We start from the raw sequence: 26,068 nt of genomic DNA on the forward strand, positions 1-26,068 counted from the left end.
GCGACAGCCCCTTTTGCATCTGGATTGGGTTGATTGCCATGACGACCACTCCACAAAAGAACGTTCGTTCACCTTAGGCCTTTTAAGTGGTTTGAGCAAGGAGATTGAGCAAGAGACATAATCAGGATCATTTTTCACCAACTTATTACTTTGATTTCGCCGCGCTTAGCCCGCAGGATTCATCCCTTATATAAACAAACGCCCCACATCCGGCCACCATGCTGCGCTATTTTTCCTTTCGTACCCTTCTGATTATTGGCTTTGCTTTAGTGGCGCTCACCCCTTCGGCAGCACTGGTGCAGCTTCGCTATGGCCTGGCAGGACTGACCATTAAGGCGCAACAACAGCAGGATCAGGCCAGTGACTGGTCGAATGCTTCGCAACAATCTCAGGAGCAAGCGCTGCATCTGGAGCGGGCCAGCAGGCAATTATTAATTTTGCCTGAAGCCACTTTTCTAAACGCCGCCCTCAGTGCCAAAGCCCGGCTGGAAGCCGCTCAACAAACATTTAATACTCACCCGTTTCTTCACCACAGCAGCCAGAGTATTTTACAACTGCTGCAGGAGGCAGATCCTAAGCGGCGGCTTAAGAAAGCACAGGTGAATGCCTTATTCGGCCTCTTGAATGAGCAGCTTAAAAATCAGGATCAGCTCATAGAGCAGCAACTGGCCCTGCAACGCCAGCAATGGCTGGCAGAAGTCAGCCAGAAGCAAAAGCAGGTGGATCAGCTGGCCATTCTGTCGCCCGTTGCCGCCCTGAGCCTCGCAATTTTAATGGCGGTGATGTTCAGCTGGCCCATAGGGCAACTCAAACGCAAAATTACCCGGCTGGCAGAGGGGCAGCGCGGGCAAAGCTGGCACCTTGCCGGCCCTGCTGATTTGCAGGGCTTAGCCAAATCGTTGGCCGAGCTGGATTTGCGGCTGGTGGCACTGGAAGCCCAGAAAGCACAGTTTTTTCGCCACGTTTCGCACGAGCTAAAAACCCCGCTGGCCGTGATTCACGAGGCGTCATCGCTTTTGCAAGAAGAAGTGCTGGGCAATTTAAACCAGCAGCAAAAAGAAATCAGCGCCATGGTACAAAGCAATGTGCATACCTTAAGGCAGCGTGTGGACGCGCTTTTGGCGCATGATGCAGGGCGCTGGCTGTCTGCCGGGCTGGAAATCTCGCCCCTGCTGATTGAGCAATTCTTAGCTCAGCGCCTGCAGCAATGGCGCATTTTACTGACTAAAAAATCCCTGCGTATCCGGCAATCCGGCGCGGCCATTCAGACAAGCGCAGATCATGCCAAGCTGGGGATTATCCTGGATAATTTACTGCTGAACGCTATTCGCTTCAGCCCTCCAGAGGGTGAAATTGCCATCTCTTACGGACAAACCGGCCAGCAGAGCTGGATAGAAATCCAGGACCAGGGCCCGGGCGTTGCAAGCGAAGAGACAGAATCCATTTTTGAACCATTTCACTGCGGCCCCGCCCCCGAGGGCGAATCTGCAGGCTCCGGCATTGGGCTGACCATGGCCAGAAGTTTTGCCCAGCTCATGCACGGAGATGTAGAACTCATCCCCAGCCAGCAAGGCGCTTGTTTTCGCCTGCACTGGCAGCTACAAGGTCAACCATGAAAGACGCAATTCCTTTATCTATTCCCTTCAGCATTTTTTTGGGCTGCATGGCGCTTAATGCTTGCACCACCACCGGCCCTGTCAGCGCGCCGCCTGTGGCCGCATCCGCTGTTGCGTGCAAGCCTGAAATTGCATCCGCACCGGCCAGCGCAATGCCCGCCGACAAATTGCAGGCGCTGGCTCAGCAGCTTATGAGTAATCATGCTGATCTGAACCGCATTCAAACTCAGCTGGATGCCATCCAGATCACAGATCCTGTGAGCCAGAGCTTTGCCCAGCTGATGGCCAGCCAGCTTGCCGAGCGCAAAAGGCTGAGCAGCCTGCTAGATAAGCAAACAGCCTCCACCAAAGAGCAGCAAAAGCGTGCAAATGATCTGGCAGCCAAGCTGGATGCCTTAAAAGAAATGGAAAAAGACATGCTAGAAAGGAATAAAAAACCATGAGCAATAAAATTTTGCTGGTTGATGATGATCCCGATCTCTTACGTCTGGTTTCCATACGCCTGATTGCCGCAGGCTATGAAGTAGAAGCCACCGCCAGCGCCGAAGCGGCGCTTAATGCACTGGCCGTGCAGCGGGCAGATCTGTTGCTCTGCGACTGGAAGCTGCCCGGCATGGATGGCATGGCGCTGTTTGAAGAAGTGCGCCGCCGCTACCCCGCCCTGCCCGTGATTATGCTGACCGCCCATGGCACCGTGCCGGATGCGATCGATGCGATCAGCCACGGCATGTTTGCCTATTTAATTAAACCCTTTGATGGTAAAGCACTGCTGGATAAAGTCAGCCAGGCCCTGGTATTAGCCAGCCCGCCCAGCCAGGATCATGCGGAAGCCGACGCGTGGCGGGCCGGTTTTATCAGCTGCAGCCCGGTGATGGACGAGCTGCTGGCCGAAGCACGGCTGGTGGCGGTGACCGATGCCAGCGTGCTGATCCGGGGTGAAAGCGGCACAGGCAAAGAAGTACTGGCCCAGGCCATCCACCGCGCCAGCCTGCGCGCCAAGCGCCCTTTTATTGCCGTGAATTGCGGTGCGATCCCGGAAAACCTGTTGGAAAGCGAGCTATTTGGCCATGAAAAAGGCGCTTTTACCGGCGCAAACCAAAAACAAAACGGCTTGTTTTTAGAAGCCGATGGCGGAACGATTTTTCTGGATGAAATTGGCGATATGCCGCAGCCGCTGCAAGTTAAATTACTGCGTGTTCTGCAGGAGCGTGAAGTGCGCCCGGTTGGCGCGGGCCGTGCCGTGCCGGTGAATGTGCGCGTTTTATCAGCCACCCACCGCGATTTACAATCGCTGCTGCTGGATGGCTCTTTTCGGGAAGATTTGTTTTACCGCCTGAATGTGGTGTCTTTGGCGCTGCCATCACTGACCGGGCGGCGGGAAGATATCCCCCTGCTGGCAAGGCATTTTTTAGAACAAGTGGTGGTGCGCTATGCCAAGACCGACTGCCACTTTGCCGCCGACGCACTCAGCTTTTTAAGCACGGCCAGCTGGCCAGGCAATATCCGGCAGCTTTCTAATTTAGTTGAGCAATGCTGCGTGCTGGCCACCGGCCCGATTATCACCCTGGCCCAGGTGCAAAAAGCCATGGCCAGCGAATCAGCCGATATCCTGCCTCTGGCCGAAGCCAAACGCATTTTCGAGCGGGATTACCTCGAGCGCCTGCTGCGCCTTACCGGCGGCAATGTCAGCGACGCTGCCCGCCTTGCTGATCGCAACCGCACAGAGTTTTACCGCCTGCTTCAAAAGCACGATCTTGCCCCTGCGGCTTTTAAAGCAGATATCAGCTCATAGGCACGGTCATCTGCAGCAGTACTCAGGGCCATAAGTATCTGCACAAGCTGATATGCCCTCCCCCATTAAAAAAAGCGGGAGGTGTGGCGCTAAATTGATGGCAAGAAGTTGTACAGATGCTTATTGGCTCATAGCAGGCACACAGTAATGCCTGCCCCGCCTGAATCTTCGCAAAACCCCGCCCAAGGCCCATTTCACCCGGCTCAGAAGCATCGCCGTCTGTGCGTCGGGCTTTAGCAACAATAATTATTCATACAAATCAATCAGTTAAGAAAACAGCTCTTTATGCTGTCGTGAAATGGCGACAGACATCAAGCCCCTGCCTTTGGTACAAAAATTACAAGCCATTGAATACAAAGAGGTTTTAAAGCTGGCATGGTGTTTGCTACATGTAGTACATCGGACGAGTAATCGTTCCTCCATTTACCACACAAGGAAACACCCATGAAAAAGAATCTACTAATCGCTACCCTGTTTGCCGCTTGCGCCGCTACTGCAGCATGGGCAAGCTCAACAGATGCTTCAGCTCCTGCTGGCCTGCGTGCAGATGCAAATGATGCATCCGTTCCGGCAAGTGTAGTTGCTGAAGCCTCCGATGCTTCCACACCAGCAAGCCTGCGTGCAGATGCTAACGATGCTTCCGTTCCGGCAAGTGTAGTTGCTGAAGCCTCCGATGCTTCCACACCAGCAAGCCTGCGTGCAGATGCAAATGATGCTTCAGTGCCAGCCAGCATTGTTGCCGATGCAGCAGATGCCTCAGCCCCTGCAAGCCTGCGTGCTGATGCCAGCGATGCCTCTGCCCCGGCAAGCGCACGCATTGCATAAGCACAACAGATTGTGCAATAAAAAAACCACGACTCAGTTCGTGGTTTTTTCGTCTTTGATGCATGGGCTTAACTGGCCGGTTTAGTCAGAGTACCCAGCGTAAACAGTAATCCGCTCATTGCCCGCTTAAAGGGCACTTCGCTATTTTCAGCCCTTGCCACAACATACGCGCCTTGCAAAACAGAAACGATCATGGCCGCAAGATCTGCGGTTTCAAACGCATACAAGAACTCCTGATTAGCCTGCCCCCTGTTCAGCACATCGATAAGGCGCTGCTGCAGCCTGGAAAATATCTCATCCACGGGCTGGCGCAGCTCTTCAAGCGCAATAATATCCGGGTCCTGGGCCAGCCGCCCCATCCTGCATCCGCGTAAAACATCCCGCTCTCTTTGCAAAAAAGCCGTGATCTGGGCCAGCGCTGGGCCTTGAAAATTCAGCTCTGAATCAATCTGATCCTGCATTTCAGCCGCGCTGCGCTTTATCGCAGCCAATGCCAGCGCCGCTTTGCCGCTGAAATGGTGGTACATACTGCCCTGGCCCGCTCCTGCCCTTTGCTGAATCGCTTTGGGGCTCATGCCCACATAGCCCCGCTCCCAAAGCAGAGCCTGGGCACTTGTAATTAAGTTTTCTTTTGCATCCATAACTTGATTGTACAAATCAGTAGGTACAAAAGCAAATAACCCTTTTTAACACACCACAAACATCGCTTGTTTCTGTACCTACTAGTATGTAAACTATTTTTGCATATCGATCAGGAGCAAACAATGAACCACCACTTTGCAAACAAACCCGCATTGGGGCCCAATCATCGCTGGCTGGTACTCGCCACGGGAGCAGGCGCTCAAGCCAGCTTTGCCGCCACCTTTGCCGGCATTCCGGTGCTGGGGATTTTAATCAGGGCAGAATACGGCTTTTCTACTATTGAGCTTGGCTTTGTTTTGTCCTGCATGGCTCTGGGCGTGGGGCTTTCTGAAATCTTATGGGGTTTACTCACCGACAAACTGGGTGACCGGCTGGTTCTATTAAGCGGGTTGCTTTCGATGGGGCTGATGCTTGCTCTGATGTCGCTTACGCTGACCCCGGATCACCCTATCCCGGCACAAGCTCTGGGCTTAAGCCTGATTCTGCTTGGCGCTCTGGGTGCCAGCGTGAATGCTTCATCCGGCAGAGCGGTCATGACATGGTTCAGCGACGGCAAAAGAGGCTTTGCTATGAGCCTGCGTCAGACCGCTATTCCCGCAGGCGGAGCACTGGGCGCGGCACTGCTTCCCTGGCTGGCCAATCAGTCCGGCTTTGGTGCCGTATTTCAGACCCTTGCACTCTTTTGTTTTATCAGCGCTTTTGCCACATGGCGTTACTTGCATGAAGCGCCGGCCAGCACACACCCCACCCCGCAAAAATCTAGCCATAAATCCCCTCTGCTCCGCTTTGATATCTGGCGTCTGGCCCTTGCAAGCGGCCTGCTCACGGTGCCCCAAATGGCCGTACTGACCTTTGCCGGTGTTTTTTTGCACGATGAGAAACAACTGAACCTGAGCAGTATTTCTGTCTTATTAGTCTGCATTCAGCTATGTGGCGCAGCAATGCGGGTATGGAGTGGCCTCTATACCGATCAGCACCGAAATCGGAACAAACTGATTCGTGTCATTGGCCTGCTTACAGGAATAAGCGCCCTGCTGCTTGCCCTGCTCAGCCACGCTCCTGCGCTCTGGGCCATGATCCTGCTTTGTATCAGCGGTGTACTTGCTCATGCCTGGCACGGCGTTGCCTACACAGAAATTGCCACCATGGCAGGCGCCTCTCATTCGGGTACAGCCCTGGGTATAACAGGTACAACCATTTTTACCGCTGCATTTCTCACGCCTTTTCTGATTCCCTACCTGCTCACCGCCAGTTCATGGGGCGGCGTATGGCTGATGACGGGTCTGTCTGCCCTGGCTGCGGCACTTCTTCTGCCCTCAGAGCCGCGTATTCTGCCAGAACCCGTTTTAAATCAGCCCTGATCTTTCCTATGCAAACAGCCCTGCATCACTGCAGGGCTGTGGTGGAATTTTTCATATCCGTTATCGCTTACACACAGCGATACCTGGGTCAGGCAAATTTAAAAAAAGCCACCGATCTTTGCAGCGATTCGGCCAGCCCCTTAAGCTGCTGGGCGGCTCTGGAGGTTTCGGCAATGGCACGGTTATTCTCTTCAGACATCAGCGCTATTTTTTCTACATTTCCTGCCACATTATTGCTGGCAACAGATTGTTCCTGCAAAGAGGACGAAATATCGCTCACCATATCCACCACCCGCACAGATGAATTACGAATTTGCACAATCGCCTCCCCAGCCTGATTAGCCGTATTTACGCCATTTTCAACCTTATCCACACTTTGCTGCATCGTGCCCAATGTCTCCTGACTGCCAAGCTGAATATGACTGATCATCTCAGAAATTTCTCTTGTCGACTGGCTGGTGCGCTCAGCCAATTTGCGCACTTCATCTGCCACCACGGCAAAACCACGGCCCTGCTCCCCTGCGCGGGCCGCTTCAATGGCAGCATTCAGCGCCAACAGATTAGTCTGATCGGCAATCTCTTTAATCACATTCACGATAGATGAAATTTTATCCGCATGGCCACCCAGCTCGTTCATCCGTGCTGCAGCAAGACGAACTGTTTCAGCAATACCAATAATATCGGCCACCGTGCTGCGAATAACATCGCTGCCATGATCAGATAAAGAACCCGATTCACGCGTAAGCACCTGAGCATCTCTGGCATGATCTGAAACATGATTAATGCTGACCGTCAGCTCTTCAATAATTGCTGCCATGGCCGTTGCAGCATGGCTTTGCTCACTGGAAGCATGGGCCAGCTGGCCCGAGCTGGCCGCAATCTGCTCTGCAGAGGCAGCCACATCCTGCGAGTTATTCTGAATACAGCGGATAATCTCAACCAATTTGGCCTGCATACCCGCCAAAGCACGCATCAGTGCGCTGATTTCATCGCCCCCTGATGTTTCAATTTTTTGATATAAATCGCCACCCGCCACAGCATTTGCGCTGCTAACCGCATGATGCAGCCGGGTAACAATGCCACGCCCAATCGCCACGGATGAAATCACCGAAATCACCACAGCAATCAGCGTACCCAGCCATAAAGACAAAATTGTATTTTTACGTATCGACTCATTTGCCAACTGATTGGCATCATTGGCTACCGTCGCGTCTTTGGTGATTTCATCAAGCAAATCGGCAAAAGGGGCAATTTTAGCTTTATTGCCCAAGGCAATTGCAAGCGCCGCCAAATCATCCATTGTGGCTTTTCTGGCATTAATTTCAGTGCGTTTTTGAATAAAAGGATCAGCATAATCCTTTATCCACGCATTGATCATCACCTGTACTTTATCGAGGCGTGCCAGTTGCGCCGCTTCACCCTCTGCTTCCTTACGGATTCTGGGCAGCGATTTTTCCTGCAGGCTTTTAATTGAGGCGCGATAGGTGGCAAGCACTTTGGCTTCACCCGTGTAGCCATACTGACGCACCGATCCTGCGGCACGGGCCACATCGCCATAGACATTATTACTTTCGGCAATCAGACGCTGACTCTTCAGACGCGCCTCGCTGGATTCATTCAGCTGATTCAAATTAAAGGCGGTCGTAAGCGTTAAAATCAGCATCACCGCCACAATCAAACCAAAGCCAATATAAAGCTTCTGAACCATGCTAAGGGCATTCATGCTGCAATCCTTTATCAACAGGTGATCTGCTCTTTATAGCGGATCCACAAGCCAAATCTGTCAACAAAAGAAATTTTTTAGACGAACAGCATAAAAAAACAAGTAAGTAATTTACAGATTACAAGAAAGGATTTGCACATACAAAAACGCCTTCTGTAACTGCTGTTTAATTAACAGTTACAGAAGGCGTACCACACCCCCCAGGCTGATTTAAACGACTCTCAGATGCCGGGTTTTGCTCCGAAGCCTTTTTACATAAACAGAAAAAATCCGTCGGCAAAATAAAATACGCCAATCAGGCCCATTGGCCAGGCCGCGTACCAAATCGCCTTACGCTTAAAAAGACCCGCAACTGAGCTTAATAAAATAGCAATTTGCAAAAAAATCACTGCCAGACCAAATGGCTTGGAATGGCGCTGCGCCTGGTTACGCTCTTCTTCTAAGGCCTTGGCTTTTTGCTGAATTTGCGCCTTCTCTTGTTCGTACTTAGTCACTTTTTCAGTGTAATCCGCCAGTACATGCTCATAGCGCTGCCTTACTTCTGGCGCAGCCTGCTCTGGCAGAGCCAGCAAATCCAACGCCAGTTTTTCTTTTTGCAGCTGATACAAATTAGCCTTCACACTTTTAGCCTGAAAAAACGCCCATTGATCCGATGCCTGTGTCTGGCTAATAATGCTGCGGGTAGAAAAACCTCCGCCTTTAAATGTAGATAAGGTTGCACATACCGCCAAAATAACAGTACTCAGTGCTAAGTAATTGAGCCAAGGGTCTTTTTTTTCTTCTGACATATTTTACTCGCATATTTTTATGGCACAGATGCCAAACGGGTCGTCATTGAACTTGAAATACGCATATTTTTCAAGCCCTGCCAGGCATGTGCGAATCAGCCATAAATGCACCGTAAATCAATTTATTTGTTTTCTTGCGAAGAAATACAAATTAACCATGCGCTTACCACCGCTATTTTTCTATTCCCCCTTTTATTAAGGCGATAAAGTTGAAGCACTCTGTTTATTACCTGATTGCACTGCTGGTTTTTTTACTTGAAATCGCCATTGCCCGTGGTGTTTTTGGCTATGGATTTATACGCGGCAGCCTTGGGGATATTCTGGTGATCGCACTGCTCTATGCCGTTTTTCGCGCATGGCGAACCCCGCCATTAGGCAGCGCAATCATGGCCATTGCCGCTGGTTTTATCGTTGAAGGGCTGCAATATATCCACCTGGTTGATTTATTAGGACTACAAAAAGGCAGCGTACTTTATATTGTGATTGGCAACACCTTCAGCCCCGATGATTTATTTATGTATTTAATTGGTGGCGGATTAGCATGGCAGTTGGATAAGTTCGTTTTACGACGAAAAACAGCTCAGCATTCATCATAAAAAGGCCATCAGGCCAGCGCCAATTGCTGTACATGACTTGCTGGCTCTGGCTGCCCGCCATGGCTTAAATCGCGGGCAAGGCAGATTTCGATCAGATTAGGCGCAATGGCGCGGGAATACACTTTTTGCCCTTCGCTGCATTGTGGAAAATCGATGCGCTTATAGCGTAAATCAGGATCGCTTCTGTCCATACGCTGATCGGTACGGGCGCGGGGAGAATGGGTGTAGGCCAGATTAAACACCCCATCCATAGGCCGCCCCACCTCGTGCCACTGACCATAAGCACCGTGTGCTGGCAGACAGGGGTCAAACTCGCCATTTAGCAACTTGCCTACCGAAAATAAAAACGGTGCATCGTCTTTCAGCCGCGAGCGGTGAATCACTTTCAGTGTTTCCCCCGGGCAAAGCCTCAGCAGCCCAAGCGCCACGCCGGTTTTGGCCGTAGGCCGCCATGGGTTGCCGGGGTCGGCCAAGAGCGGCGGATGCACCGAGATTTCCAGCTGCTCAAATGCCATAATCGCACCAATGGGCGAGCCGTTTAAGCCAAACAGCTCCATCACCCACGGGGATCTGCAGGCATTGCCCGCCAGCAACACATCCACAGCAGCGGGCATACCGCCGTGGCTGTTAAACGCCGCCTGCATGGCAGCAAAAAAAGCGATGGCCCCGCGCTCTATCCGTGCCCGCAGATAATCGCGCAGCTCGCTTTGCGGAATCTGAAACGCCACTTCCACCTTTTGCCCGTCACGGTTTAACAGCGGCATTTTGCAAATATCGCCCTCAATCAGCCCTTCCAAATTGCCGGTTTCGCAAAAAGAGCGCAAACGCCCCATCATCACAATGCTATTGGTTTGTGCCGGTCGGGTTTTCTCCAAAAACATATCCGACCCGGCAAAATCTTCTGCGTCTTGTGGCAGGATAAACGCAATTTTATGGAAACGGCACTGCTGCAGATTATGGCGAAAGGTAATGTAAGCCAAGTTTTCAAGCAATTGTTCGCCGCCCAGCATTCTGTCACCTGACGCACCAAAGTGCTCGATCACCTCTTCCCAGCCCGCCTCTGCCTCGGCCACATCGGGCAGGCGATAATAGCCAAAATCAAAATCGGTGGTGCCGCCACCAAAATCAAATACCGCGAATGCCCGCCCCTCGCCGCCGCCGGGGGAAAGCTGCAGGGCTTTAAGCGCGCAAGCGGCATAGGCGGCAGGCTCTGAGCCGCGTTCTTCAACCCTGAACTGAGTAAAATGCGGGCCGTAAACAAGGCTTTCGGGCAGGCTGCGCTGCAGGCCATGATGAAAAGCGCTGAGGATTTTTTCCTTGATGTCGTGCGGAAAGCTCACGGGGAAAGTCATGTAATAGCGCAGGAAGATGCCGCGCTGCCGCCAGTTTATAAACATCCCCAAAAACCAGGCGTAAAGCTCAATCGGGTTGAAATCGGCGTAAACATCATCCACTTCTTTACATGGATAATACTTAAATGGAGGCAGAATGCGTTCTTCCTGATGGATCTGATCGCTGATGCGCGTTGCAAACTCATCCTGAGTCCATTGCTTCATCCGGCTAAAAATACTGGAGATACGCTTGGGGTCGGTGTTGTTATCTCGTAAATGATCGCGCGCCTCGTGGGCACAATGAATATCACGCCAATCCACCAGCGGGCGGTACACCTCGGAGGTCCACGCCGCCATCAGCGCCTGCCAGTCCATTACTTCCAACACGGTGGGGTTTTCATAATCGCTGGCCTGCGGCTGCTCCCATAAATTACTTTCGCCGATGCGCAGCAGGCGGTCGTGCGCGCCTTCTCTAAACGCCACCACCGTGCTGCTGGTGCCAAAATCAATCGCCACATTGGCGTCACGAATATCCAGCTCAGGATTGCGTGCCCGCATCTGCCCGTCATTGCTTAAAGCGATTCTTCTGGCGTGTTTGGCATCTGCCACCGGCCACAATTCCCAAAGGCCTTTGGCTGCGTCAGAAAAAGTACTGCTGTCGATGTCCGGCAGGCGGGTACTGATGTAATCCAGCTTACGCAATAAAGCAGGCCAGTCTGTGGCATTGCTATTCACAGCATGAAAACCATCGTTCTCTGACGATGCTAAAGAGCGCCATTTTTTCCACGCTGTCAGCGCCGCATCAAACTTGCTGGATTTTGGAAAACGTGTATTACTGGTCCACGCACCCAGCCATGTCCAGCCCAGCTCAAACAGGCCCTGCGGATAGCTGCCCGGCCAATCTGCGCAGAGGGTATCGTCCACCGCAATCATATTGGCCGCGCCATCCGGCCCCATAAATTCATCGGGCTGATCCAGGTATAAGCAGCCTTTGTCGTAAAGCCACAGCGGGCAATCAAACCAAGCGTGTTCTTCGCAAAGCGGAAAACCAGGCGCATAGGCAATATCAATCAGCTCGGCTCGTGTGGGTAAGCGCCAGTTGGCCAGCCCTGCCCATTCAAGCTGCCGCACTTTTGCATGAGCACGGGGCAAATCCAGCTGCGGCCCTGCCTCAGTCATTTCTTGCCAGATTAAGCCCGTTTGCGGATTAAGAACCACCCCCTCGCCATCACGCCGGTACATAAACCAGTTAATCCCCGACTGGCTGAATGCATGCCAAGCCTCGCGCCGCGTTTGCAAATGGTGCAGGTATAAAAGCTGACAAGCTTTAGCGTGAGAAAAATAAAGCGGATCCATGCAGTTAATCCCAATCAGGCCACAGCATCCAGCCTAGGCAATAATAAAGCAGTATGGAGGGAAATTTACACAGCATAAAAACAGCACCGATTTAAGCAAGCCCAGGCTGCCAATTTAAATATCTGCAGGCTATAAATTCACCCTAATTTGTAAGTTTTAATAATCACACTTTTAATCTGAGCTCGCCGAATCTTATTTTTAGCATCCTGTTTAATTAAATATAAATATGCCAATTAAATCAAGCACTCATCATCTGCTGATTTTTTAATAAAACTAAATTAATTACCTGACAGACACCCCTGTCATATACTTTTATAACAATACACTCCTGCATTTCCCTTTATTTAATTGAAATACCTTCTGGAGTTACTCGTATGGCATTCACTCCGATTCAATTTAATAGATTCAAAGACCACCCTAATCTGGAATGGCTTCGCCGGCATGCCGCATCCAGCCGTGCAATTCATCAGAACACCATCAGGGTAAAAATCGAAGAAGCGATTCGCTCTGCTTATCCGGATCGCGCCACCGAAGACAATATCCGCTGGGTAGCCCAAAAAACAGATACACCATGGGGCAGCCCTTATCGCCCGGCTGAGCAATCTTTGGGCCAGGTGCATCAGCAGGCCGCAGCCGAGATTGAAGGCAGCGACGCACAAATGGCGCAGGCAGTGCGTATGGTTTTCAATAAAACGGCGGATGGGCGCTCTGCCCCCGGCACAAGCGGGATTAACCATATTCATGTGGGCGGCAATGCACAGCTCAATTTGCTTTTTGATTTAGCCAGCGCCACCATTCTTGGCGTGGTCAACGGCCATATGGATGGCCAGATGAAACCTGCAATTCGCACAGAAAGCGCTAAAGTGGCCAGCCGCAAAGGCGGGCCCACCGTACAGATGAAAGTATCGGGCAATACCGTCAGCCGGGCTTAAGCAGACGGGGGTGAAAAAGCGCTCTTTCACCCCCTTCTTCTGCCCTGTATTTTCCTGAACACTACCTCAGCAATACGCAAGCAATCTGTAGATTAATCCAGGCACAAACTTACCTTAATCATCTTTTATATGGCGCTTATCCCCCTTTAAACAGAAAGAGCTGTCAACTACACTTAAGATGTTGTTGTAAATGGATTATTCCAATGAAAGTACTTTTTATCCCTGTGATTCGCTTTGTGTCAAAACTGCGCTTTGCACAGAAATTTATTTTGACTGCCTTTGTTTTAGCCATCCCCACCATCTATATGCTAAGCCAGATTTTACTGGGCTTTAACCGAGACATCGCCACCGCCCGCACCGAGCATCTAGGCTTGCAATATGCCTCAGCACTTCGCGATGTGATGACCTTGGCACAAAGCCATCGCGGCCTCAGCTCCTCTTATTTGCAAGGCAAAACAGACTTTGGGCCTGATATTGAGGCTACCGAACAAAAACTGACCACGGCCATTCAAAACACAGACACCTTAATCAAGCAAAACGATTTTCCTCGCTTAAGCAGCCCTTGGGCGCAGCTAAAATCACAATTAGAATCGCTTATCAGCGGCTGGAAACAAAGTAAACCTGCCGAAAACTTTGTAAGCCACACCGAAGCGATCAATCAAACCATCAAAATGGCCGGAGATATCGCCCATGTTTCTGGCCTGACACTCGATCCAGAAGCAGATAGCTACTATCTGCAAGATGTGTATTTCTCTCAGCTGATTCCCGCGACCGAAGCACTCGCCAAAGCGCGGGGAATTGGCGTGCGCCTAGCCGCGAGTAAGGCCGCCAAGGCGGAAGAAATGACTCAAATGAATACGCTAGGGGCCATCATGGCGCTTGCCGCTGGCCCTATAACAGAAAAACTGGCTCGCACCAGCGCAAACAACCTTCAAACCGAAGGTAAGGCATTGGCCGAGCTGATGCACTCCGACCATGCTTATTTACTTAAAGAATTTTCAAGCGCCGAAATCAGTGTGGAGCCTAAAGCCCACTTTGCCCGCCTGACCGCCTCCATTGGGCAAATGAACACCATAACCACGCATATTTTTGAGTCAATTAACGCCTCATTAAGTAAACGTGAGCAAAGTATTCAATCCGATCGACAAATAATGCTCGGCCTTGCGGCATTTATGCTGATACTTGGCGCCTATCTTTTTATGGGGACTTATCTCTCTATTCACGGTGCGGTTAAACAACTGCGCCACGAGGCCGAAGCTTTTGCCAAGGGTGATTTATCCCGTTTGGTTCATCTCGATGTAAAAGACGAGCTATCCGAAGTTGGAGACAGCTTTAACACCATGGCCCAAAGCCTGCGGCAGATTATTCAACATATCCACCACAATACGCAGGCCGTAGCGAGTGCCGCGCGGCAGCTCAATGGCAATGCCAACGCCATGCTCGAAGCCTCACTATCCCAAGCCAATGCATCGGGAGAAATGGCCGCCGCCATCGAAGAAATGTCGGTCAGTATTTCTGCCGTATCAGAGCATGCAGCCTCATCCGAGCAGCAAGCACACACCGCCCAAAATGAAGTCAATCAGGGGCAGCAGCTGATGCAAGACGTCTTACACGAGATTATCGAGTTATCGGCCAACCTGGAAACGCTAGGCGGCAATGTGGACAGCATGAAAGTACACTCAGGGGAAATCGGCAGCATTGTGCAGGTCATTAAAGAAATTGCCGAACAAACTAATTTGCTGGCGCTCAATGCTGCGATTGAAGCCGCGCGGGCAGGAGAACAAGGCCGAGGCTTTGCCGTAGTCGCTGATGAAGTCAGAAAACTGGCCGAAAGAACCGCGTCTTCCACCGGCGAAATCACCGCCCTTGTTGCCTCCATCCGGCGCGACACCGATGCCGCAGCCAAAGGCATGGATGTTGCCCGTCAGGAAATGGAGCGCGGCAGCCAGCGTGTAGAAAAAGCCACTCAAGCCTTTGCCCATATCAAAGACAGCAGTAAGGCCGAGCTGGATGCCGCCGCTGAAATTAACACCGCCATGGCCGAGCAAAAAATAGCCAGCCAAACCGTCGCCCAAAGCGTCGAACAAATCGCCCGCATGGCCGAAGACAACAGCGCCCGCGCCGACCAAAACGCAGCGCTCTCAACCGATCTGCAGCGCAGCGCTGTAGAGCTGGACAGGCTTGTTTCGCAATTTAAGCTGGAATAAACCGGTTTTTTTTAACACTGAATTCACATCAAGCCACACCCAGCTAAGGCCTGCTAACAAGATAACGCTGTTGAATCTGCTTTAAAGTACCGTCTTTGATCAGATCTTCAAGCGCCTGCTGAAACGCCTGAAAAACCTGCGGGCTGACACAGGCACGGCTGAAGGCAAAATAAGCCTCCTGTGTCGGCCACTCCTGGGCGAGCGGCGCCAGCTCATCGGCCAGTTTTAAATCGTAAATGGCCGCCTGAGTGGCAAATAAATCGCCCAGCAGCAGATCAACCCGGCCATGCTGAAGCTTAATTAAATTGATCGCCATCGTGGGCGCAATATCCACCGTTACGCCCGCTTGAGGCGTTTTCAGCCACTGATCCAGAGCCACGCCATAACTATCCCCATTGGAAACCCCCAATATGACAGGCCCAAGCTTACTTAATTCGGCCAGGGTATTAAAAGACCAGCGCCCGTCTTTTTTACGCCCAAAAAAATGCACACTGCTTGGGCGATAGGCCAGAGAAAACAACATTGTGCGTTCGCGCTCCGGCGTTTTCAGCACCTCCATCGCCACATCCGCCCTGCCCTGCGCCAGCTCATTTAAAGTCCGCTTCCAAGGCATTTTTGCAAACTGCAAAGGGCAATCCGCCCGCTTTGCCAACGCCTGCAGCACCTCCACTGCCAGCCCCTGCATCCGGCCCTTTTCATCCTGAAAATGATAAGGCGGCCATGTATCCCACCCCACCACCAAAGGCCGCGGACAGGGGCTGGCCGCAAAGAGGCTGCTGCTGAATACCAGCGCGCACAGCATGGCGGACAACTTGCATCTGTAAACCATCATCTAACCTGCTCACAAAATGGGGAAGCGATGGCATCAAAAACTTAAATATCCATCTACAGCCACTTTAGAGCACACACTGCTGGCAAAGCAATGGACCAAAAAAATGAGCCACCCAATAACTTGGGTGGCTCATTAGAAACACGCAGCTCAGCGGTAAACACCCCTGACATAAAAACGAAGCACTAACACGACTAGCCCTTCACCCCACCCGAAGTCAGGCCGGATACCATCCAGCGCTGGGCAAATAGGAACAGCAGGCTGATCGGCAGGCCAGACAGGATGGCGGCTGCGGCAAAATCGCCCCACAGGTAATTCTGAGTGTAGAGATAAAGCTTGGAACCCACCGCCAGCGTCATTTTATCCTGCTCGTGCAGCAGCACCGATGCCACGGGGTATTCGATGATGCCGCTGATAAAGGCCAGCAAAAACACTACAAATAAAATCGGCACGGCCATCGGCAAGAGCACATAGCGAAACGATTGAAACGCGCTGGCGCCATCGACTCTGGCGGCTTCTTCGATCTCCACCGGAATGGTGTCGAAATAGCCTTTAATCGTCCATATATGCAGGGCAATGCCACCGGCGTAAGCCAGCACCAGGCTGCCGTGGGTATCAATCCCCAGCCATGGCACATAGTTGCCAATTTCATCAAAGATGGCGTAAATAGCCACCAAGGACAGCACAGCGGGGAACATTTGTAAGAGCAGCAGCGCATTCATGCCAAACACTCGGCCACGAAATTTAAGCCGGGCAAAGGCATAAGCGCAGCTGGTAGACAACAGCAAGATCACCCCCGCGCTGATGAACGCCACTTTCACCGAGTTAAACAACCACAGCAGCACTGGGAATTGCGGCTTAATCAAGACGCCATCGCCATCCATATAGCTAAAGCCCAGCGCCAGCTTCCAGTGCTCCAGACTAATCGTGTCAGGAATCAGGCTGCCAGCCGCAAAATTACCCGGCCGCAGCGAGATGGAAATAATCATAAAAAACGGAAATAAAATCAGCAGCAAAAAGGCGATCAGCGCAAGGTGAGCGCCCAGCACCCGCCATTTATGTGAGCGATCCAGCACCATGGCCATTATCGTTTCTCCTCTTGATTAACACGGGTCAGTTTTAAGTTAATCAACGACAGCACCGCTACCAGCGCAAAAATCACCGTAGAAATCGCCGCAGCCAAGCCAAAATTTTGCCCCGAATCCTGAAACGCCAGGCGATAAGTGTATGAAACCAAGATATCCGTGGTGCCTGCTGGCACTTTGCTGTCAATAAAATCTGGCCTGCCATCGGTAAGCAAGCTGATCAGCACAAAGTTATTAAAGTTAAACGCAAATGAGGCAATCAAGAGCGGCATCATGGGCTTGAGAATTAGCGGCAGCGTGATTTTAAATAAATTAGTCAGCGGGCCTGCGCCATTAATGGCCGATGCTTCGTATAAATCGCTGGGGATGGATTTAATCAAGCCGGAGCACAGCAGCATAATGTAAGGATAACCCAGCCAGGTGTTTACAATTAAGATCATCGCCCTGGCATTAAATGGATCGGAAAACCATGCGGGCCGCAAGCCAAACAGGCCGTTAAGCACCATATTGATTTCACCAAAGCTTTCATTAAATAAGCCCCGGAATACTAAAATCGAAATAAAGCCCGGCACGGCGTAAGGCAAAAACAGCAGCGTGCGATAAACCCCACGAAAACGCAGCGCTTCCCAATTCAGCACCACCGCCAGCACCATGCCCACCACAAAGGTAAACACCACGGTCAGAAAAGCGAATAACACAGTCCAGCCAAAGATTTTAAACATTGGCCCTTGGAAATCGTCACTGGCAAAAATCCGCGTGAAATTACTAAAACCCACATTCACTTTAAAACCCGGAATCAGGTTTTCACCTGCGGCGGTTTCGTAAAAGCCAGTTTTAAAATTGGGCTTAATCAGGCTGCCATCCTGGGTATTAAGCAGTGTGCCGTCGGCGTTCTTTTGATATAAAAGCTGGGTGGGCGAAAACTGGCTGAGGCTGCTTAAACGCCATGGCTGAGTTTGATTGGGTAAAGTGACGCGCAGCGCTTTTAAGGCTGATTGTTTGGCAATCACCGTTTTGATTGATTCTTTTTCGGGCAGGTTTTCTGTGCCCAGCGCTTGCAATTGCAGCTGCTGTGGCTTGTTGTCTTGTAATTTAAAGGGTGGAGAAACCCAGCTCTGCCCTGCTTCATCGCTTAATTTAATCCGGTATTGCCCGCCAGCCTGATGCAGAGAAAACGCCATGCCCGCGCCATCTGCCGTGGTGGTTTCGCTCAGCATATAGGCCGTTACGCGATCAAAACTCAGCAGATTAGTCGAGCTGTAATTAGTAAAGCCAATGCCCGCGGTATACACGGCAGGGAAAACAATAAACACCAGCACGGCCACCACACCCGGATAGAGATAGCGGTAAGCGTAAGCCTTGGGCGATAAAAACACCCAGGCGCTGGCTGCCATCACCACCAAACCACCCACGGCGCTCAGCGTATGCCCTGCCTGATAAACGCCCAGCAGCAGCCACAATCCCGCCATGAGCAACACCCCACCCAGCGAAGCCAGCAGCCAGCGCATATTCAATTCGCCCATTTTATTTTCCTTCGGCGCAAAAACCAGCTGCGCCCTTGCTATTAAATAAGTACGCAAATCTGCAAATGATAAAAAATACAAAATGCAGGGTGAGCCCATTTTTATGCCCACCCTGCAAGTTTTTTCCCGCGCCCTACCCCATCTCAACGCGGTAAATCATGCCTTACTTGCTAACAATCCGTGCCGCTGCAGCATCCAGACCCTGCTTAGGGGTTTGGCGGCCTTGCGTTACATTTTGCAGTGCTGATTTTAATGAGGCCCAGAAGCGGCCCATTTCCGGGATATTAGGCATGGGCTGGCCCGCTTTGGCGGATTCCATCGAAGCTTTGATCGCCGGATCAGATTTCAGCTCATTAAAGAACACTTTATTAGCAGGCACGCCCAAGGGCACATCGGCATTCACGGTTTTAAGGCCTTGCACGGTCAGCATATGGTTTTCTAAAAACTCCACCGCCAGCTCTTTATTTTTGGATGAGCGATTTAGCATGGCACCCAATACACCCACAAACGGTGCGCCCGGTTTGCCATTAATCGATGGAATCGGCGCTACGCCCCAGTTGATTTTGCTCTTTTTTAGATTATCCCAAGCCCAAGGGCCATTGATCATCATGGCGATTTTGCCCTGATTTACACCGGCTTCCATATCAGCGTAAGTGGCGCTTTTTGGCATGACGCCAGTTTTAATCATTTTATTAATGGTTTCTAAGCCCGCAATCGCACCGGCATTGTTGACGCCCATATCTTTCGCATCGTAAGACCCATCGCCCTTAGGCTTAAAGGCATAAGCACCGCCTGCTGCCAGCAATGGCCAGCTAAAATAAGGCTCGCCGTAATCCCACAGAATGGCTTTTTTGCCCTGAGCGGCCAGTTTTTTATCCAACGCCATCACATCATCAAAGCTCTTAGGCGGCACAGGTACGAGGTCTTTGTTGTAAATCAGCGCCAGTGCTTCAATGGCAATCGGGTAACCCCATTGTTTACCATTCACAGTAAAGGCTTTCCAGGCCAGCGGATCGATCTCGGCCTGCACTTTTTTGGATGGCGTAATCGGGCTAAGTAAGCCTGCCGTCATCCACTCGCCAAGGCGATCATGCGGCCAGATCCAGATATCCGGGCCTTTGCCCGCAGCGGCCGCTTGCTGAAATTTAGAAGGCGCATCTTCGGGATGCTCCACCACCACCTCTACCCCAGTGGCCTTAGTGAACGCTGCACCCACCTGCTCGATGCCCTTATAGCCCTTATCGCCATTCACCCAAATCACCAGCTTGTCTGCAGCAAAAGCAGGCCCGGCAAAAGAAATCGCGACTGCAGCTGCGATGGCAGAAACTGCAAACTTGCCAAACTGGCGGCGTGTTGTATTCATAAACCCTCCAAAAAACCAAGCAAAGCCCTTGCCAGAGAAATACCCGGCGCAAGCAAAATAAAGCTGCAATTTTTAAAAAGCCAAATGATTATTCGGCCAGTGGGTGAAGGCGGCGCATTGCGCTGCCATCGGCTTTAAACAAAAACCCGTGCTCCGGCTTAAAGTGCAGCACGCTGCGCTCGCCCGGTTTCGAGCTATACAGCGCAGGCATACGGGCCACAAAGGTATCCCGCATACCGGGTACTTCTAAATACAACATCGATGCTTCGCCCAGCTGCTCCAGCGCCAGCGTAATACCGCTCAGCGCATTACTGCCCGCCGCAGCTGAGATTTTTAAATGCTCAGGACGTATACCCACGGTGACTTCGTCACCAATATTTGCGCCTGCCGCATCCACCGTTACCGCAAGCTGGCTGCCATCTGCTAAGGCCACCGTCACGCTATCTTTATCAATAGCGGCAATCCTGGCGCTTAAAGTATTCATTTTTGGCGAACCGATAAAGCCCGCTACAAACAAATTATCCGGCTGGTAATACAACTCGGTTGGCGTGCCAACCTGCTCTACCTGCCCGGCACGCAGCACCACAATCCGGTCGGCCAGCGTCATCGCTTCGGTTTGATCGTGGGTCACATAAATCATGGTGCTGCCCAGCTCGCGGTGCAAACGGGCGATTTCGATCCGCATCTGCACCCGCAGCGAGGCATCCAGATTAGACAGCGGCTCGTCAAACAAAAACACTTTGGGCTTTTGCACAATGGCCCGGCCAATCGCCACCCGCTGCCGCTGCCCGCCGGACATATCGCGCGGCTTGCGATGCAATAAAGGCTCGATTTGCAAGACCTTAGCCACCCGCTCTACCAGCGGCGTGTACTCGGCTTTTTTCATGCCCGCCAGCTTTAGGCCAAAGGCGAGGTTTTCAAACACATCCATATGCGGGTACAGCGCGTAGCTCTGAAACACCATGGATATGCCGCGTTTTACCGGCGGCAGCTCATTCACGCGCTGGCCATCGATACACATTTCACCATCGGTGATGTCTTCTAAGCCCGCAATCGTGCGCAGCAGGGTCGATTTACCGCAGCCCGATGGGCCGACAAACACAATAAATTCGCCATCTTTGATTTCTAAATCGATGCCATGCAGGGTGTACACCGAAGAAAACGCTTTTTTAATGCCTTTTAATGAAACAGTAGCCATACCTTACGCCTCTGCGCGGGCAATCAGCGCGCCCCAATGATCAAACTCAATCACGCCTGACTTAATACTTGTGCCACTCAGGCCCGCATCGGCCAGCAGCGTGAGCTTGTCTTTACACGGCAGCGATTGACGACTTTCAGATAAATTAAATACGCACAGCCAGCGCTCGCCATTAAAGCTGCGGCTAAAGGCCAGCAGCGGCTCGGGTGCATCCATAAACTGAATATCGCCCTGCCAAAGCACGGCTTGCGTCTTACGCCAAGCAATAAATCGACGATAGAAATTTAAGGTGGATTCTGGGTCATGCTCTTGCGTGCTGACGGCCAGCTGCTGGTGTGATTCAGGCACCGGCAACCAGGGAGCGCCGGTACTAAAGCCCGCAGCGGCGGCATCATGCTGCCAGGGCATCGGTGTGCGGCAGCCATCGCGGCCTTTAAATTCCGGCCACATGGCAATGCCGTAAGGATCTTGCAATAGCTCAAAGGGAATATCGGCCTCGGGCAAGCCCAGCTCGTCCCCCTGCCACAGGCAAGCCGAGCCTCTGAAACACAGCAGCATTGCCAGCATGCTGCGCGAAAATCGTGGGTTCTGGCTGTTATTGCCCCAGCGGCTGAGCACGCGCATCACATCATGATTGCCAATCGACCAGCAGCCCCAGCCGTCGCCAATGCGCTTTTCAAGGTCTTCAATTTGCTTGCGGATATACGCAGCCGTAAAGTCTTTGGTCAGCAGATTAAAGCTATACGCCATATTCAGCTTATCGCCGCCTGTGGTGTATTCGGCCATCACTTTCAGGCTATCATCATCGCCTACTTCACCCACGCTCATTGCGCCGTATTCATCCAGCAGCAGACGCACGCGTTTTAAGAAAGCGATATTTTCCGGCTGGGATTTATCATGCACATGCGCCTGAAAGCCGTAAGGATTATCCGGGCTAACCGTCTTGGTATCTTTACTTTTAGCGGGCGGATTATTACGCAGCTTGCGGTCATGGAAATGGAAATTACACGCATCAAAACGGAAACCATCCACGCCACGCGCCAGCCAGAAACGAATCGCTTCTAAAATGGCATCCTGCACGGCAGGGCAATGGAAGTTTAAATCCGGCTGGCTGCTTAAGAAATTATGCAAATAATACTGGCAACGGCGGGTATCCCAAGTCCAGGCCGGCCCACCAAACACAGACAGCCAGTTATTTGGCGCAGAGCCATCGGCCTTGGCATCGGCCCACACATACCAATCGGCTTTATCCCCTGTGCGGCTTTGTCGGCTGTCCGCAAACCAGGCGTTTTGATCTGAGGTGTGCGAGAGCACCTGATCGATCATTACTTTTAAGCCCAGCTGATGCGCCTTGGCCAGCACGGCATCAAAATCGGCCAGCGTGCCAAACAGCGGATCAACCTGACAATAATCGGACACATCGTAGCCAAAGTCTTTCATTGGCGATTTAAAAAACGGACTGATCCAGACCGCATCCACCCCCAGCGCGGCAATATAGGGCAATTTGCCGAGCAAGCCCTGCAAATCACCCACGCCATCGGCATTGGCATCTGCAAAGCTGCGTGGATAAACTTGATAGATGACAGCACCACGCCACCATTCACGATCGGTCTTGAGCATGACTCAATCCATTTTAGAATTCCAGGCAAAGCCCGGAGGGGTTCAACACGCTAAGCCAGCCTGAACACACTGCTCGGGCTGACTTAGCACTTAAATCTTATTTAAGACTGAGCCAGCCCAACTTACCACCACACTTCGGCCTGAGCGCCAAAGGTGAAGCCGCTTTTATCATTGCCAAACGGGCCATTGGCCGATAGCGGGTTGTTCACCGCTTTCAGGCCAGCCGCATCCTGCGCGGCTTGATCCCACTTAGCGTAAGTTGCAAAAAAGCGCAGTTGCGGGCGGCTGAAAAAGCCTTTTTCTGGCTGCACCAAGAACGCTGCGGTGGTTTTTAATAGATTACGGGCATCGCCTTCTTCTGGCTTAACACGGTCGTAGCCCACTTCAATGGCCGCACCCAGGTTATCGGTAAACATATAAGTCGGGCGCACGCCGAACGACATCCAGGTCTGGCCCTTGCCTGTCGCAGCCGGGTCCGTTTTTTGCCAGATGGCCGCCATCATGCCAGAGTAGCGGCTGTTTTCTGGCTGCCACATCAGCTGCTCAACCACGCGGTAGGCTTTATCGCCCGAATCGGCGTTTACATTTGGGTAGCCACCCGCAAAGCTGGAGATATTGCCCTTGGCATATTGCAAGGCGATCTTGTTAAAGCCACCAAATACGCCATTTTGAGTGTGCATCAGATTCAAGCCAAAGCCATCGGTGGCCTTACCCTGATCTTTGTCGGCTTTATTGGCAAAGCGCAAATCAACGCCCACCGTCAGCTCACCATTGGGGTTCACTTTAATGCCAGAGAGGCGGAAATCGTGGCCGGATACGCCAATTTTGCGATCCAGGTTTTCAATACTGGTGTCCGATGTAGTGACGGTATTCTGACGCCATGCGTAGGCAAATTTGGCGAAACCCACGTCTACATTTTCAATACCTGCGCCAGGGCCGGAGTTATCCCAGAAGTAAAAGTCATTGATATGCACATCTTGGCGATCATAAAAACGCTTACCCACCCACAGCTTGCTTTCACCCAAGCCTACTCCTTCAGCCGTGACATACATTTCACGGAAAGCAAACTCGGCAGATTTACCTGAATCACTTTCCCAATCCTGAAACTGTTTGGCAGAAACCGCGAGGCGCGATTCAATTCTAAAGCGCGTGCCGGTTTCTTTTTTCTCAAACACATTACCGCCCACTGCAAACTCGGCGTAAGTTTCGCACTCATTGCCAAGGCGATACTTAGAGCCTGCACCATCAAGCTGAAAACAGGATTGCGATCCGCCACCTGTGGCATTAGAGCCAATACCGCTGCGCGCATAGCCATGAAAATCGACCGGCATTGCCAGTGCACTGCCTGCCAGCCCGAGGCCGCAAACGGCCAGCGCTAACTTTGCCGGTGCAAAAATCTGATTTACTGATTTGAACTTCATCTCATCTTTCCCCTGTATAGGTACGGCCATGCAGCTAAAACGAATAAGCCACCTTGTAGTAAATCAATAAATCGCTACAAAACAGCAAATCATATTGGCAAGGCAGATCAAAAGCGCTTTCAATCCATTGTTTTATTTGTTTTAAACAGTTTGAAAGCGATAAAAACAAACCAAACAACATTTTCCAAAGCGGTTTGGATTTGATTTTTCGTAAGTTAATCCAGGGCACTACATACTGTAAACTACATTGATAACCTTATTTACAGTATTCACACATCATTAAAACGGCTATTTATTTACGCCGCAGCCTTAGGGTCTGTTGACGTTTCATTCACAATTGCGCTGAGCCGGAAAACGGCCAGGCACAAGGCATGAGGGCGAAGGCAATAACTGCTTATTGTCGAGGTGCATAACGCAGTGAATGGCCATTTTCCGGCTCAGCCCTTCGGGTTTAGCCCATTTTTGGGGCGGAACTGCGTTAAAAATCGCTCATGGTACTCGTACCATGTCGCAATTTTCTCCTTGTTCAGCCCCAAAACTGGGCCAAACGCAGCCGTGAATGAAACGTCAACAGACCCTAGCTCAGAGCAATAAAAATGCCCGCCTCCTTACAAAAGAGACGGGCAGACAATAAAACGGGTTATGCATTACAAATCGGGCAGAAACAGGGCGCAATTCCCTAAAAAACCACATGGTTTTTTTAAAATTTAGGCTACGGCAGCGTTAAACCAAACAAGCCTGATCACTCGTACCCGGCTGCAATAGCGTTGGCCAGAGCACTTGTAAGGATGCGGGGTCTTCCCCTCTCAGCCTTGCTAGCATCAGCAAGGCCAGGGTGATGCCCGCTTCGCGCGGGTCGGGCTGGCGGATGGCGGTAATGTTTTGCCCCATGGCCAGCTCTGTTGCTACGCCACCAAATACAATCAGCGAAATATCCGTACCCGCCCTCAGCTCGGCCTGCCTGAGTGCGGCCAGCACGCCCATAGCGGCCAAATTGTTATCAACAATCACCGCCGTCGGGCGCTGGCTGAGTTTTAGCAGGCGGTGCATTAAAGCCTCGCCCATTTGCGCTGTCAGCGCGCCTTCTTGCAATAAACTGGATTCCACCGTCACCCCTGCTGCCTGCATCGCCGCTACAAATCCTTGTTTGCGCTGCATGGCAAAATTAAGCGCCAGGGGGGCAGAAATCAGGGCAATTCGCTTATGCCCCAAGGCCAGCAGGCGCTCTACAGCTGCCCGTGTACCGGCTTCGTTATCGTAATCAAACCAGGGATAAGGCGCATCCATTTGCGAGCGGCCGTGCGCTACAAAAGGAAACTGACACGATTGCAAATAGCGTAAACGCTCATCAAACACGCAGGTACGCGCCACAATCAGCCCGTCTACCCGGTGCCCGGCGGTAATGCGCTGATAGGTTTGCAGCTCATTGTGATTGTCTGCCGAAATCAGCATCAGATCGATGCCGGCATCATTAAACTGATCGGTCATCCCGCCGACGATGGCATGAAAAACGGGATCATTTAAATCATTGGGTTGCAGCGGATAAATCATGCCCACGCAATCTGTGCGGCCCAGCGCCAGTTTTCGGGCGGTGCTGTTGGGGCGATAGCCATGGCGCTCTGCCGCTGCGGCTACTTTTAGCCGCGTTTTTTCGCTGACATCAGAAAAGCCATTTAAGGCACGGCTTACCGTCGTTGGCGATAAATTCAACAGCAGAGCCAATTCCCGCAAATTCATTATGTTTTCTGTAAGATTTTGATCATTTAGCTTATACCACGCTGCCCGCCGGTTACGCCATAATTCAAAGCGCAAACAAAGTCATATTGCCGCATGGTTGCAAACAGTAAGCATCCACCTTAC

General features: G+C 51.6%; 20 protein-coding genes. 8 read left to right on the forward strand and 12 right to left on the reverse strand.

Going from position 1 to position 26,068, the window contains the following annotated elements:
* Window positions 1-218: 218 nt before the first annotated feature.
* The 4 genes from CSQ88_RS14630 (at window position 219) to CSQ88_RS14645 (ending at window position 4,233) form a co-directional block, all read left to right on the forward strand.
* Window positions 219-1,616, forward strand: a complete 1,398-nt coding sequence (locus CSQ88_RS14630; RefSeq protein ID WP_099398827.1) for a sensor histidine kinase KdpD — start codon at window positions 219-221, stop codon at window positions 1,614-1,616.
* Entirely contained in the window at window positions 1,613-2,059 is a 447-nt protein-coding gene (locus CSQ88_RS14635) for a hypothetical protein (protein ID WP_099398828.1), read from the forward strand. Before CSQ88_RS14630 ends, CSQ88_RS14635 begins: the two co-directional genes overlap by 4 nt.
* Window positions 2,056-3,408, forward strand: coding sequence for a sigma 54-interacting transcriptional regulator (locus CSQ88_RS14640; RefSeq protein WP_099398829.1), 1,353 nt, complete (start codon window positions 2,056-2,058; stop codon window positions 3,406-3,408). The genes CSQ88_RS14635 and CSQ88_RS14640 overlap by 4 nt, the downstream gene beginning before the upstream one ends.
* A 444-nt stretch (window positions 3,409-3,852) precedes the next feature.
* On the forward strand, window positions 3,853-4,233 hold the full coding sequence (locus CSQ88_RS14645) for a hypothetical protein (protein WP_099398830.1): 381 nt from the start codon (window positions 3,853-3,855) through the stop codon (window positions 4,231-4,233).
* A 68-nt stretch (window positions 4,234-4,301) separates the two neighbouring features.
* On the opposite strand, the gene CSQ88_RS14650 is transcribed toward CSQ88_RS14645, so the two are convergent.
* Window positions 4,302-4,874, reverse strand: coding sequence for a TetR/AcrR family transcriptional regulator (locus CSQ88_RS14650; RefSeq protein WP_099398831.1), 573 nt, complete (start codon window positions 4,872-4,874; stop codon window positions 4,302-4,304).
* Between the two features lie 123 nt (window positions 4,875-4,997).
* Between CSQ88_RS14650 and CSQ88_RS14655 the strand changes: the two genes are divergently transcribed.
* A complete protein-coding gene (locus CSQ88_RS14655; RefSeq protein ID WP_099398832.1) occupies window positions 4,998-6,236 on the forward strand; it encodes an MFS transporter in 1,239 nt (412 codons plus the stop codon).
* Window positions 6,237-6,324: 88 nt separating this feature from the next.
* Here CSQ88_RS14655 and CSQ88_RS14660 read toward each other — a convergent pair whose 3' ends face one another.
* Both CSQ88_RS14660 and CSQ88_RS14665 read right to left on the reverse strand, forming a co-directional pair.
* Window positions 6,325-7,959, reverse strand: a complete 1,635-nt coding sequence (locus tag CSQ88_RS14660) for a methyl-accepting chemotaxis protein (protein ID WP_099398833.1) — start codon at window positions 7,957-7,959, stop codon at window positions 6,325-6,327.
* 251 nt (window positions 7,960-8,210) lie between these two features.
* On the reverse strand, window positions 8,211-8,747 hold the full coding sequence (locus CSQ88_RS14665; protein ID WP_099398834.1) for a DUF4337 domain-containing protein: 537 nt from the start codon (window positions 8,745-8,747) through the stop codon (window positions 8,211-8,213).
* A gap of 209 nt (window positions 8,748-8,956) precedes the next feature.
* Here CSQ88_RS14665 and CSQ88_RS14670 point away from each other — a divergent pair, with 209 nt between their 5' ends.
* The gene (locus CSQ88_RS14670; RefSeq protein WP_218963104.1) at window positions 8,957-9,343 is read left to right on the forward strand and encodes a DUF2809 domain-containing protein; all 387 of its coding nucleotides are present in this window, start codon (window positions 8,957-8,959) and stop codon (window positions 9,341-9,343) included.
* Window positions 9,344-9,351: 8 nt separating this feature from the next.
* Here CSQ88_RS14670 and CSQ88_RS14675 read toward each other — a convergent pair whose 3' ends face one another.
* A complete protein-coding gene (locus CSQ88_RS14675) occupies window positions 9,352-12,030 on the reverse strand; it encodes a hypothetical protein (RefSeq protein ID WP_099398835.1) in 2,679 nt (892 codons plus the stop codon).
* Window positions 12,031-12,404: 374 nt separating this feature from the next.
* On the opposite strand from CSQ88_RS14675, the gene CSQ88_RS14680 reads away from it, so the two are divergent.
* Entirely contained in the window at window positions 12,405-12,962 is a 558-nt protein-coding gene (locus tag CSQ88_RS14680) for a hypothetical protein (protein ID WP_099398836.1), read from the forward strand.
* Between the two features lie 203 nt (window positions 12,963-13,165).
* Entirely contained in the window at window positions 13,166-15,169 is a 2,004-nt protein-coding gene (locus CSQ88_RS14685; RefSeq protein ID WP_099398837.1) for a methyl-accepting chemotaxis protein, read from the forward strand.
* A 43-nt stretch (window positions 15,170-15,212) separates the two neighbouring features.
* Here the strand turns inward: CSQ88_RS14685 and CSQ88_RS14690 are convergent, their stop codons facing one another.
* The 8 genes from CSQ88_RS14690 to CSQ88_RS14725 form a co-directional block, all read right to left on the reverse strand.
* Window positions 15,213-16,001, reverse strand: coding sequence for an ABC transporter substrate-binding protein (locus CSQ88_RS14690; RefSeq protein WP_099398838.1), 789 nt, complete (start codon window positions 15,999-16,001; stop codon window positions 15,213-15,215).
* A gap of 191 nt (window positions 16,002-16,192) precedes the next feature.
* On the reverse strand, window positions 16,193-17,083 hold the full coding sequence (malG, locus tag CSQ88_RS14695) for a maltose ABC transporter permease MalG (RefSeq protein ID WP_099398839.1): 891 nt from the start codon (window positions 17,081-17,083) through the stop codon (window positions 16,193-16,195).
* The gene (malF, locus tag CSQ88_RS14700; protein WP_218963105.1) at window positions 17,083-18,606 is read right to left on the reverse strand and encodes a maltose ABC transporter permease MalF; all 1,524 of its coding nucleotides are present in this window, start codon (window positions 18,604-18,606) and stop codon (window positions 17,083-17,085) included. Before malF ends, malG begins: the two co-directional genes overlap by 1 nt.
* Before the next feature lie 163 nt (window positions 18,607-18,769).
* Window positions 18,770-19,969, reverse strand: coding sequence for a maltose/maltodextrin ABC transporter substrate-binding protein MalE (gene malE, locus CSQ88_RS14705; RefSeq protein ID WP_099398840.1), 1,200 nt, complete (start codon window positions 19,967-19,969; stop codon window positions 18,770-18,772).
* An 88-nt stretch (window positions 19,970-20,057) separates the two neighbouring features.
* Window positions 20,058-21,167: an ABC transporter ATP-binding protein gene (locus CSQ88_RS14710; RefSeq protein WP_099398841.1), complete on the reverse strand. Its 1,110-nt coding sequence runs from the start codon at window positions 21,165-21,167 to the stop codon at window positions 20,058-20,060.
* A 3-nt stretch (window positions 21,168-21,170) separates the two neighbouring features.
* Window positions 21,171-22,787: an alpha-glucosidase gene (locus CSQ88_RS14715; protein WP_099398842.1), complete on the reverse strand. Its 1,617-nt coding sequence runs from the start codon at window positions 22,785-22,787 to the stop codon at window positions 21,171-21,173.
* A gap of 122 nt (window positions 22,788-22,909) precedes the next feature.
* Window positions 22,910-24,208 carry a carbohydrate porin gene (locus CSQ88_RS14720; protein ID WP_099398843.1) on the reverse strand — a complete coding sequence of 433 codons (1,299 nt, stop codon included), beginning with the start codon at window positions 24,206-24,208 and terminating at the stop codon, window positions 22,910-22,912.
* A 723-nt stretch (window positions 24,209-24,931) separates the two neighbouring features.
* A complete protein-coding gene (locus CSQ88_RS14725; RefSeq protein ID WP_099398844.1) occupies window positions 24,932-25,945 on the reverse strand; it encodes a substrate-binding domain-containing protein in 1,014 nt (337 codons plus the stop codon).
* Between the last annotated feature and the right edge of the window lie 123 nt (window positions 25,946-26,068).

Source organism: Iodobacter sp. BJB302, from assembly GCF_002735645.1.
Lineage (GTDB): Bacteria > Pseudomonadota > Gammaproteobacteria > Burkholderiales > Chitinibacteraceae > Iodobacter.